Here is a 267-nt window from a genome sequence, read left to right on the forward strand (position 1 = left end):
AGGGAAATGAGACGACTGCGATGCTCGGTGCATACTCCATGGCGATAAACCAGATCACCAGGGATTACGGTCCTTATTCGTCCTCATGGCAGTGGGGCAACGTGCACAGGAGATACCTCTCAAGCTTCTTCGGCATATCGGCGCTCAACACGCAGGAAATTCCAGCTGCCGGCGACGGGAACACCATCAACGCTGCCTACGGCACGATATCTGATTTCGGGCCATCATGGCGAATGATAGTCAACATGAGCGATCCACTCTCTGGTA

The 267-nt window shown here is 53.9% G+C and carries 1 protein-coding gene; it reads left to right on the forward strand.

What is annotated here, in order from left to right; genetic code table 11:
• Positions 1–267, forward strand: a 267-nt coding sequence (locus tag F6Q11_RS07480) for a penicillin acylase family protein (protein ID WP_297027964.1), incomplete at both ends; no start/stop codon positions are given.

The sequence above is a fragment of the Thermoplasma sp. genome (assembly GCF_008709555.1).
Taxonomy (GTDB): Archaea; Thermoplasmatota; Thermoplasmata; order Thermoplasmatales; family Thermoplasmataceae; genus Thermoplasma.